The organism is Mesorhizobium sp. M5C.F.Ca.IN.020.32.2.1, assembly GCF_004023105.1.
Taxonomy (GTDB): domain Bacteria; phylum Pseudomonadota; class Alphaproteobacteria; order Rhizobiales; family Rhizobiaceae; genus Mesorhizobium; species Mesorhizobium wenxiniae.
This window is the reverse complement of the sequence record NZ_RZSX01000426.1, coordinates 1-5,326: the sequence shown is the minus strand read 5'-3', so window position 1 is coordinate 5,326 and position 5,326 is coordinate 1. Positions and strand designations below refer to the sequence as shown.

General features: G+C 61.8%; 7 protein-coding genes. 2 read left to right on the top strand and 5 right to left on the bottom strand.

Annotated features, from left to right (window positions below):
- Together EOA86_RS20660 and EOA86_RS20655 are read right to left on the bottom strand one after the other, a co-directional pair.
- The coding region (locus tag EOA86_RS20660; RefSeq protein WP_164891867.1) for a GAF domain-containing protein at positions 1 to 526 on the bottom strand (526 nt) is incomplete at its 3' end.
- 57 nt (positions 527 to 583) lie between these two features.
- Positions 584 to 1,363 (bottom strand): response regulator transcription factor, encoded by a 780-nt coding sequence (locus EOA86_RS20655; protein WP_206523397.1) that lies wholly within the window; start codon positions 1,361 to 1,363, stop codon positions 584 to 586.
- Between the two features lie 46 nt (positions 1,364 to 1,409).
- Here EOA86_RS20655 and EOA86_RS20650 point away from each other — a divergent pair, with 46 nt between their 5' ends.
- Entirely contained in the window at positions 1,410 to 2,096 is a 687-nt protein-coding gene (locus tag EOA86_RS20650; protein ID WP_065007437.1) for a response regulator transcription factor, read from the top strand.
- Between the two features lie 39 nt (positions 2,097 to 2,135).
- Here the strand turns inward: EOA86_RS20650 and EOA86_RS20645 are convergent, their stop codons facing one another.
- Both EOA86_RS20645 and EOA86_RS39485 read right to left on the bottom strand, forming a co-directional pair.
- Complete coding sequence (locus EOA86_RS20645; protein WP_128343332.1) at positions 2,136 to 2,303, bottom strand: hypothetical protein; 168 nt, start codon at positions 2,301 to 2,303, stop codon at positions 2,136 to 2,138.
- 107 nt (positions 2,304 to 2,410) lie between these two features.
- Positions 2,411 to 2,752, bottom strand: coding sequence for a hypothetical protein (locus tag EOA86_RS39485; RefSeq protein WP_065007516.1), 342 nt, complete (start codon positions 2,750 to 2,752; stop codon positions 2,411 to 2,413).
- A gap of 365 nt (positions 2,753 to 3,117) precedes the next feature.
- Here EOA86_RS39485 and EOA86_RS20635 point away from each other — a divergent pair, with 365 nt between their 5' ends.
- Positions 3,118 to 3,591, top strand: coding sequence for a L,D-transpeptidase (locus EOA86_RS20635; protein WP_128343330.1), 474 nt, complete (start codon positions 3,118 to 3,120; stop codon positions 3,589 to 3,591).
- A gap of 89 nt (positions 3,592 to 3,680) precedes the next feature.
- Here the strand turns inward: EOA86_RS20635 and EOA86_RS20630 are convergent.
- Positions 3,681 to 5,326: efflux RND transporter permease subunit (locus EOA86_RS20630; protein WP_206630081.1), on the bottom strand; the 1,646-nt coding region annotated here is incomplete at its 5' end.

Genomic DNA, 5,326 nt, shown 5'->3' with positions numbered 1-5,326 from the left:
ATGCCACGATGTGCAGCGTTGCCTCTTCCTCGTCGGTCCATTCGCGCTCGTTCACGCAGTCGTTGACCGCCAGCGTGCCCCACAGATGGCCATGCGCAAAGACCGACACCGACAGGAACGACTTGATGTGCTGCTTTTCGAAGTCGGTTCTCAGAAAGCCTTCGAGGTCGCGCGTGTGTCCCGCGAAGATCTTGCCTTGCCGCTCGTCCTCCGCCAACCGTTCCAGCAGTGGGTCCGAATTGACAACCGACTGCATGATTACCGTTGGCGACGCCAGTTCGCCACCAAATCGGGGGTTGATCCAGTAAGCCGCGACCGACTGGGCAAAGCCCTGGCCGGGCAGCTCGCGCAGCCGAAACAGAATGCCGCGCTGGCAATCCATGGCCCCGCAGAGCGTTTCAAGGATGCTGTCCATCTCGCGCTGCCAGTCGCCGGCTTCGCGAAGCCGGCGAACAACATGGACAGCCGCCATCGCCGCGCCCTGCCTGACGCCGTGCATATCGCTGCGTGCTGCTTCAGCCGTCATGGTCAGCCGTCATTTCACAGTCGTGCCACCGAGAGTGGTTACCAGTGATCGCGCCGCTCAGTTGCTTTCGCCGGTCGGCAGCGAGAAGATATAGCCTTCGCCGCGGACTGTGCGCAGGAATTTCGGGTTGGCCGGGTCCGCCTCGATCTTCTTTCTCAGCCGCATGATGCGGATATCGACCGCGCGTGACGATTCAGGATCTTCCTCGAAGCCGATCGCCTCGGAGATCGCCGCACGCGTCAGCAAACGGTTGGCACGCGTCAGGAAGACCTCCAGCACGTCAAACTCGCTCTTGGCCATGTCGATGACCGTTCCATTGGTGCCGGTGACGAACCGGCCGTCGAGATCGGCATGGAAAGGGCCGAAGCTCATAAAACGGCGGTTGGCAGTTGTTTCGGCCTTGGCGCCCTGTGGTTCGGCCGGCTGCGGCACGCGGCGCAGCACGCTGCGGACCCTCGCCAGCACCTCGCGCAATTCGTAAGGCTTGACGATGTAGTCGTCGGCGCCGAGTTCCAGCCCGACGATGCGGTCGAGCGCAGTGCCGGCGGCAGTGGCGTAGATAATGCCGATAGGCATTTTCGAGCGCAGCCAGCGGCCAAGCGACAGGCCGTCCTCGCCTGGCATGGCGATGTCGAGGATGGCCAGATGAAACGACTGCGTTTCCAGCAAAGTTCGCGCGGCGCTGGCACTCTCGGCCGTCGCGACATCGTAGCCGCTGGCGCCGAGATACTCGGCGACCGCGTCTCTCAGATCCGGCTCGTCCTCGACGATGACAATTCGTGCCCGCACTATGCTCTCGCTCCCGCTTTCAGCGGAAAGTAGATTGGGTATAAACATCATGTCCAGCACTCATCTTGGGTTGCCGGTTGCAGGGTGGAAAAAAATGGCTGCACGATCCGTCATCGCGCTTGTTTCCGTCGCCGAAGTGGTCGCGACCGATCTCGCCGACCATCTCGAACGGCGTGGTCATGACGTGCGGGCGGTGCGGCAGCCGTGGGAGGCCGAATCCCTGCTTTCCGGAAAGGGTATCGATGTCGTCGTCGTCGGCGACAGCCTCAGCCAGGCGGAAGGGCGTGATCTGCTCAGGCGCCATGGCGGCGAGGGCGGGCCGGATTTCATCCTGATCTGCCGGCCGGCCGATCTCGTCGACAAGGTGCTGGCGCTCGAACTCGGCGCCGCCGACGTCGTCGAAAGCCCGCTCAATGTCAGGGAACTCGCCGCCCGTATCGGCGGCTTGCTGGCACGGCGCGGCAGAAACGCCGGGGAATTGGTCGTGCTGGAGAACGCGACGGTCGACCTCCGGTCGGCCATGGTCATGCATCGCTCCGGCACGGAAGAACAATTGTCGCCGGGTCAGGTGGCGCTGCTCAGATTGTTCCTGGCCAGTCCGCGCAAGGTCTTGACGCGCGACGACATCATTGCCGCCGCGCCCGCCGAAAATGCCGATGCCTTCGATCGCTCGATCGATTCGCGCATCGTGCGGCTGCGCCGCAAGCTCGACACCGAAACCATCACCACTATAAGGGGTGCAGGCTACCGGTTCGATCCGCCGACGCAGTTCGCCGACTGAGGCCGGGGCCCTCACCGTATTGCCCACAGGCCCAGGCGCTCAGCGGACCACAAGAACCGACGGACCTGACGGCATTTCGCTGGTGGCGACGAATTCGCTCGCATGGGCACGATCCCTAAGAAGCACGGTGGCGAGGCCGGCAAAGCCGAGCAGGCCCTGTGCGTAGAGAAGTGCGGAAAGCACCGAAGCTGCAAATTTCGTGTTCATCGTATCCGTTCCCCAAATTCAGATCTGCTGGGTATGGCCTGTTTTCGGGCACAATCTTTTCCCGAAAACCAGCACCACTTGTCGCGATGCGGTCTTTCGGTTCGGGATCATGTCTTCAGGGAAACCCCCGAAGCGCCCGCGCCGCCAGCGGAGCCCCCCGTCGCGGCGCGGGCCTTCGGTCCTCTCGGCTGCAAGTTGCCGGAGGGGCCGCGCATCGTCTTCAGCCCAAAACCGACCCGCCAGAGGGCCTTGAGCCGGTTGATGCGCAGACTGGACACGATCCAGACCGTGGCGAAAAAGAGTGCGGCATGCAGCGTCGAAACTTCGCTTGAAGTCATCTCCGCAAGCTTCGTCGTCGGGCTGCCGGCGAAGGTGCCGACGCCGCCAATCATCGCTGCGGCTATGCTTATCCTGAAGAGCCAGGAGATCGCGTTCGATTGCATGTTCATCTTCGTTTGTGCCGGCTGTTTTCGTTCGGTCAACTCTGCGGGTGGCCTGTATCCAGCTCATGCCGCTAGAGTCGGCGCTTTGTTGCAGATTGGTTTCGGGCCAAGTCAAATTTCTTTCATATGAGGGAAGAGCGCACTTTCACCTCGGAGATGGCAGTACCTTTTCGCGGGTCCGGGTCGAGCAGCCGAGGCTTCATGTCATTGGGCTCACCCCTACAAATCCCTCGGATAGGCTTTGGGCTGTTAACCATAGGAAACAAATTCGAAACAGAAACGTCTGCCGTGCGAAATCGATCCGAAACGTGACCCAACGATAAGCCGGTCATCGAATTGGAGCCGGCCATATCCGGCAGACGGGGGACATCATGTACACTGCCAGTTCTGCCAAGCTCATCAACATCTCTGCCGCCGCCCTCACGGGTGCGGTTCTTCTGTTCGGCGCCGGTAACGGCATTGCCCATGCTGCCAATCAGGCCGCCAATCAGATAGTGGCGCGGATTTCGCTTTCGCAGCAGACGATGCAAGTCCTGGTCGACGGGCGGCCGACCTTCGCGTGGAAAGTCTCGACCGGCGCCAAGGGGCATGTCACCCCGACCGGCTCGTTCAAGCCGACCCGCATGCACCAAATGTGGTATTCGAGGAAATATGACAACGCGCCGATGCCGCATTCGGTCTTCTTCAAGGGTGGCTACGCTGTGCATGCGACCAATTTCGTCAAGCGCCTCGGCCAGCCGGCCTCGCATGGCTGCGTGCGGCTGCATCCGGTCAACGCCGCCGATTTCTACCAGCTTGTCGAGATTTTCGGTCCGGCCAACACCAGGATCGTCATCGTCAAATAGGTAAGCAAAGACGATCCGCTTGTTAAATACGTTGCGGTCGGACATCACTGCCCAAGAAAAAGGCCGGAAATCCCCGGCCTTCGTGTCAATCAATCAACCGGGACCGGCATCAGCTTCGGGTCCGGCTTCTCGGCGTGATGCGGCAGGTCCTTGCTGGCAATGAACGTGTAGAACATCGGCACCACGAACAGGGTGAACATGGTCCCCACCAGAATGCCGGTGAAGATCACCAAGCCCATCGAATAGCGCGCCGCCGCACCCGCGCCGCTGGAGATGATCAGCGGCACCACGCCGAGCGCCATCGCAGCCGTCGTCATCAGGATCGGCCTTAGCCGCACCCTGGCCGAGGCGACGATCGCATCGCGCCGCCGCATCCCGTGGAGCTCGCGCTGCTGGTTGGCAAACTCGACCAGGAGAATGCCGTGCTTGGTGATCAGACCGATCAGCGTGATCAGGCCGACCTGCGTGTAGATATTGAGCGTTCCCAGCCCCAGATTGAGCGGCACGATCGCGCCGAAGATCGACAGCGGCACCGACATCATGATGATCAACGGATCGCGGAAGCTTTCGAACTGCGCCGCCAGCACCAGATAGATGACCAGAACGGCTGCCGCGAAGGCGATGATGATCGTATAGCCCTGTTCCTTCTCCTGCCGCGACTGGCCGGTATAGTCGATGAAGAACGTATCGGGCAGGCTTTCCCTGGCGATATCCTCGATGGTCTTCAGCCCGTCGCCGGTGGTGACGGTGGGCAATGGCAGAGCCGAAATCGTGGCGGAGTTCAATTGGTTGAACTGCTCGATCGCGGCCGGCGATGCATTGGTCGAGATCTTCACCACCGCCGAGAGCGGCACCATCTCGCCCGACGCGCTGCGCACGAAATACTCGGCCAGCTTTTCAGGGTTGTCGCGGAAGTTCTGCGGTACCTGCGGGATGATGTCGTAGCTGTTGGATTCGCGGTCGAATTGCGCCACCTCAGCGCCACCGACCAAGAGGGTCAGCGTCCGGCCGATGTCGGCGATCGGCAGGTTGAGCGCCGCGGCGCGGTCGCGGTCGATCGTCACCGTCACTTGCGGCGCGTCGTAGGACATCGAATTCTGCACGGCGAGGAAGCGACCGGAGGCCTGCGCCTTGTTCTTGATGTCCTCGGCCGCCTCATACACCTGGGAGGCCTCGCCGGTCGAGCGCATCACTATCGTGATCGGCAGGCCGCCGCCGGAGCCGGGTAGCGTCGGCGGTGCGAAGACGAAAGCTTCGACGCCCGCAACCTTGCTGAGGCGACCCGTGATGTCTTCCTGAAGTTCCTTCGAGCTGCGCGTGCGGTCGGCCCAGTCCTTGAATGCGAAGCCGACGAAGGCGTTGTTCGTCGGGCCTTGGAACGCGACGGCGGAGAACCGCGCCCTGGTTTCGGGGATATTATTCACCAGCCCGAGAATCTGGTTCACATAGGTCTCGGTGTAGTCCGACGTCGCATAGCGCGGCGCGTTCACAATAGACAGCAAGAAGCCCTGGTCTTCTTCCGGCGCCAGTTCGCTCGCGGTCTTGGTGAACATGAAGCCGGTCGTGGCCACCAGTGCGATGACGATCATCAGGGTCACCGGGCGATATTTCAACGAGCCGCTGACCAGCCGCTCATAGATGTTTTCGACGCGCCCGAACGTGCTGTCGACAATACGCTGGAAGCGGCTGTGCGAGCCGGCCCTCAGGATGCGTGCCGACATCATCGGCGTGACGG